Annotated in this window: 4 protein-coding genes; all 4 read left to right on the forward strand. The window is 41.6% G+C overall.

The window, feature by feature from the left end; translation table 11 throughout:
* Positions 1-1,717: 1,717 nt before the first annotated feature.
* The 4 genes from L3V32_RS25840 to L3V32_RS25865 all read left to right on the forward strand — a co-directional run bounded on the left by L3V32_RS25840 (position 1,718) and on the right by L3V32_RS25865 (position 4,139).
* Entirely contained in the window at positions 1,718-1,975 is a 258-nt protein-coding gene (locus tag L3V32_RS25840; RefSeq protein ID WP_237285662.1) for a hypothetical protein, read from the forward strand.
* A 135-nt stretch (positions 1,976-2,110) separates the two neighbouring features.
* Entirely contained in the window at positions 2,111-2,548 is a 438-nt protein-coding gene (locus L3V32_RS25845) for a GNAT family N-acetyltransferase (protein WP_193248758.1), read from the forward strand.
* 143 nt (positions 2,549-2,691) lie between these two features.
* Positions 2,692-3,189, forward strand: a complete 498-nt coding sequence (locus tag L3V32_RS25855) for a DNA topology modulation protein (RefSeq protein WP_021448757.1) — start codon at positions 2,692-2,694, stop codon at positions 3,187-3,189.
* 137 nt (positions 3,190-3,326) lie between these two features.
* Positions 3,327-4,139 carry a hypothetical protein gene (locus tag L3V32_RS25865; protein ID WP_237285658.1) on the forward strand — a complete coding sequence of 271 codons (813 nt, stop codon included), beginning with the start codon at positions 3,327-3,329 and terminating at the stop codon, positions 4,137-4,139.
* Positions 4,140-4,367: the final 228 nt, after the last annotated feature.

Here is a 4,367-nt window from a genome sequence, read left to right on the forward strand (position 1 = left end):
ACGCAACTAACAAGCTGTTTAAGAGTGATTCGCAACGCGTGGCATTTTTACCATGCGTTGGATTAAGTGATTAAGGTGGTATGCGGAGGCATCGGTATTGCGTCGCTCACACCTTAACAGGGCGTTAGTCGCCAGAAAAAGCTAGCAATCAAAATCTCGTTTCTAAGCTTAAAACTTGGCTGATGATCGTTTGATACGCAGGTGCGTCGTCGATGGTCAAAACTCAATTTCACCTGTTCTAAGTTCAAAGTTGTGTAAGTGTCCAAGCGGTTTTTTGTTCTTTGGTGCTGACAGAACAGGGCGATCGAGCGTCTGTTCTTGGTTGCAACTCTGCCCGATGAGTTTGTTGGTTCAAAAGCAGATCTACTCGCTGAAAAGTCGTCTTCTCTGGTGTGGTAAGTTCCAAGTGGTTTCATTGAGTAGCTGCTTTGAGACTACGCCTGACTTAAGTGCATCAAAGCACATAAAGTTTGTTGTTCGCAAAGTTTAGTTCGGCTTAAAATTGTCGCTCGGTGCCTCGCGACTAACAAACTGTTTAAGAGTGATTCGCAACGCGTGGCATTTTTACCATGCGTTGGTTTTAGTGTTTAAGGTGGTATGCGGGAGCTTCGGTATTGCGTCGCTCACACCTTAACAGGGCGTTAGTTGCCAATGAGGAAAACGCAGCAAAGCAGAATGTTTAGAGTTAAAGTCAGTGTGTTTTGAGTGAGGTTTCGTACTTCAATTTCCAATCGTTTGGGTTTGTGAAAATCGTTCTCAGGTTTCTCTTTTGGTTGGATTTTCCGTTTCAGAAACCGATTTACTTGTTGAAAGTCAGCTTTGTGGCATTGTTTCTCCAAAAGGTCTTTTTGGTGTTGTCAGTTCGTTTTCTACGGCGTTGCGTGGTCCAAGTGGTTTCAGTGACAAACGCTTTGAAACTGCGCCTGATTTGAGTTTTTCAAAGCACATAAAACTAGTGTTGGCAAAACGGCAATTAACTTCAAGTCAAAGCTTTAGGTTTGGCAACTAACAAAGCATTCAAGAGGGATTCACAACGCTTGGCAGTTTTGGTTTGAACTAACTTTAGTGTTTACGGCACAATGGTTTAGGTAGGGTGGTGGCGTTGTTCACCCCTTAATGCGGCGTTAGTTGCCAACGAGGAAAAACGTACCTAAGAAGAATGTTTAGGGCCAATGTCGTGTGTTTTGGCTAGGTTTTCGTATTTCAATTTCTAGTTGTTTGGGTTTGTGAAAGTCGTGCTTTGGTTTCTTGTGCGGTTTGGTTCTTCTGTTTCAGATATCGATTAGCTTGTTGAAAGCCTGCTCTGCTGCATTGTCGTTTCAAAAGGTTTGTTTGGTGTAAAAAGTCCGTTTTCTACGGCGCTGTGAATCCCAAGTGGTTTCAGTGACAGACGCTCTGAAACTGCGCCTGATTTGAGTTTTCCAAGGCACGAAAAATGGGTGTTGACAAAGCGGTAATCAACTTCAAATGAAAGTTTTAGGCTTGGCAACTAACAAAGCATTCAAGAGGGACAGTCAACGCGTGGCGAGTTTGGATTAAACATTGGCATTTGTGTTTACGGTGTTAAATTGAAGTTTGGTGGCAGCGCGTTGCTGCCCCTTAATGCGGCGTTAGTTGCCAACGAGAAAATCGCAGCTAAAACAGAGTGTTTAGGTCTAATCGTTCGTGTGCTTTGCTCGATTCTGCACTTCGAACTTCGGGATCTTGGCTTGCGGAATTGAGTTTCGATCTTTTCCTAGTTTGGTTTGCCGTTTCAGAAGCTGATTTACTTGTTGAAAGTCAGCTTTGTGGCATTGTTTCTCCAAAAGGTCTTTTTGGTGTTGTCAGTTCGTTTTCTACGGCGTTGCGTGTTCCAAGTGGTTTCAGTGACAAACGCTTTGAAACTGCGCCTGATTTGAGTTTTCCAAAATACGTAAAGCAAGTGTTGGCAAAACGGCAATCGACTTCAAATCAAAGCTTTAGGTTTGGCAACTAACAAAGCATTCAAGAGGGATTCACAACGCTCGGCAGTTTTGGTTTGAATTGGCTTTAGTGTTTACGGCACAATGGTTTAGTTTGGGTGGAATGCGTTGTTCACCCCTTAATGCGGCGTTAGGCTTTTGGAGGAAACATGGATATTTCCCTTAGACGAGCGAGTGAAAATGATATTCCTTTTCTACTATCACTACGTGATAAAACGATGAGGCAGTATCTTGAAGAAGTAGGTATGCCAACGAGCACGGAAGAGTATGAAAAGCGAATACGTTTTGAATTTACTCATGCGAAAATCGTTGAACTGGATGGCAAGCCTATCGGATTGTTTAAAGCCACTTACACCGAAGAACTTAACTATTGGTATTTGGTTCAAATTCAGATTTCTCCTGAGTATCAAGGTTTGAAAATTGGCAGTAAACTAATCCTTGACCTAATTGCTAAAGCTGCAACAACGAAGTCTAAGGTGGGGTTAAGCGTGATTGAAACAAATCCAGCTGAGCAGCTGTATTTGAAATTGGGCTTTGAAATCGTAAAAAGCTCTGGGGCTGAGCATTTATTGGAGCTACAAGCCTAACAAACTGTTTAAGAGTGATTCGCAACGCGTGGCATTTTCACTATGCGTTGGTTTTAGTGTTTAAGGTGGTATGCGGTGGCATCGGTATTGCGTTGCTCACACCTTAACAGGGCGTTAACTGGATTGATGACGAGGTAAGTCCGATGAAAAGAATTGCGGTCATTGGTTCCGGCGGTTCGGGTAAATCCACATTTTCGGCACTATTAGGTAAAGAGTTGAATTTGCCTGTTCATCATCTCGATCAGCTATATTGGAAACCCAATTGGGTTAAAACTCCAAAAGATGACTGGCTAAAAATTCAAAAAAGTCTTTGTGAAAGCGAGTGTTGGATTATCGATGGTAATTATCAGAGCACCATTGATATAAGGTTTGAAGCTTGTGACACAATAATATTCTTAGATGTAAACCGATATACCTGTATCTATCGAGCACTAAAGAGAACATTATTAAGTAGTAAGCGTCCAGATTTAGCTGAAGGTTGCGATGAAAGGTTTGATATCGAGTTCATCAAATTTTTATGGGACTATCCCCAAAATTCGAAACCCGTAATAATGGACAAACTCAATACACTTACAAGCAATAAGCGTGTAATTATCGCAAAATCGGTAGAGCAAGCACTCCACCTTTGCAAATCCAGTTAACAAACAGTTCAAGAGGGATTCAGCACGCGTGGCATTTTTTGTATGCGTTTTATTTCGGTGTTGAAGTGCTATGCAGAGGCTTAGTCATTGCGTGCTTCACCCCTTAACTGGGCGTTATGTTTTTAATCGGAGGAAGTATGGCTGAGCCAATTACAACGGTAGGAATGGGGGCTATTGCCGCTTATTTGGGAAAGGACGGCATAGCTAAACTGCTAGGTCCAACAGCCGAATATCTAGGTGGTGAGCTTAGAGAATTCACTCAAAAGCGAGTGCAGAATGTCGGTAAAATATTTTCTAAAGCAGAAGAAAAACTAGGAGACAACATTAACTCTAATGGTAAGGTACCTCCGAAAGTCCTAAAGACAATAATAAATGAGGGTTCGTATTGTGACGACGAGTTGGCAATTGAGTATTTTGGTGGAATTTTAGCATCATCAAGAACTGAACTGGGTAGGGATGATCGAGGTGCTAGAGTTGCTAGAATACTCGATACAATGTCTACTTATCAAATTAAGGCGCATTACATAGTTTACTCCCTTATAAAGGAGCTATTTTCTGAATCTGGCTTTGAATATAATATGAATGACCGTCCTAAAATGCAGATATTCATTCCTTGGGACTCGCTTATCGATAGTATGCAATTTAGTGATAATGAGTTAGAACAGCTTATATCAATTGTAAATCATTCTTTCTTTGGTTTAAGTTCCGATAATTTGATTGAAACATTTCAATATGGTCGCCAAGAACACATTCAAAAATACTGTGAATGTGAAGTCCCTTCTCAAGGCGGAATCATTGTTTCACCAAGTGCTTTTGGTGCTGAGTTGTTTCTTTGGGGTTATGGTCAAGGGCACCAAGATTTAAGCTTTGCGCTTAATGCTAGAGAACTCCCTTTGTTATCTGAATCCCCACTAAATTTAAACGGTGTAAAGCCTACAAAAGAAACATAACAATCTGTTTAAGAGTGATTCGCAACGCGTGGCATTTTCACTATGCGTTGCGCTTAGTGTTTAAGGTGTTATGCGGAAGCATCGGTATTGCGTTGCTCACACCTTAACAGGGCGTTATGTTTTTACGAGGTACAGTTGTGAAACTATGGATTCCATTTCTACTATTGGTAAACGCCAATGTGTACGCCTCAGATAGTATTTACTTACATTGTGAGGGTGCAGTACTTG

It is taken from the genome of Vibrio sp. J2-4 (assembly GCF_021728155.1).
Taxonomy (GTDB): Bacteria; Pseudomonadota; Gammaproteobacteria; order Enterobacterales; family Vibrionaceae; genus Vibrio; species Vibrio diabolicus.

Bases quoted from the DNA above. Each gene is read 5' to 3' on its own strand.
- L3V32_RS25855 (WP_021448757.1), top strand. From the start codon at position 2,692: ATGAAAAGAATTGCGGTCATTGGTTCCGGCGGTTCGGGTAAATCCACA.
- L3V32_RS25845 (WP_193248758.1), top strand. From the start codon at position 2,111: ATGGATATTTCCCTTAGACGAGCGAGTGAAAATGATATTCCTTTTCTA.
- L3V32_RS25865 (WP_237285658.1), top strand. From the start codon at position 3,327: ATGGCTGAGCCAATTACAACGGTAGGAATGGGGGCTATTGCCGCTTAT.